Origin of the sequence: Gemmiger formicilis (genome assembly GCF_016901605.1) — a bacterium.
GTDB lineage: Bacteria > Bacillota > Clostridia > Oscillospirales > Ruminococcaceae > Gemmiger > Gemmiger formicilis_B.
Window position 1 is genome coordinate 1 of the sequence record NZ_JACJKP010000691.1, and the last position, 239, is coordinate 239.

At 55.2% G+C, this 239-nt stretch carries 1 protein-coding gene; it reads left to right on the forward strand.

The genetic code is table 11. The features are described from left to right. Nucleotides 1-239, forward strand: a 239-nt coding sequence (locus tag H6B10_RS16495; RefSeq protein WP_204652471.1) for a hypothetical protein, incomplete at both ends; no start/stop codon positions are given.

A 239-nucleotide genomic window follows, 5' to 3' on the forward strand; every position in this document is an offset into this window, starting at 1 on the left:
TCGGCGGCCTGTGAAACATTCAGCTTTGACCCGGGCTACCTGTTCTCAAAATTCCGTCTGGCCAACCACCCCACATGGGGGCTCGCTATGCTGGCTGCTATTCCGGAATTTTTTATGCCGGGAAACGCCGACAGTTTTTTGGTTTTCCAAACAGCGGTATCTTTGGCAGCAGCCGGTGGCGTGTATGATTTGCTGCGCCGCCATACCGGGTGCAAGCAAAGCGTTGCATTCCTTGGCGC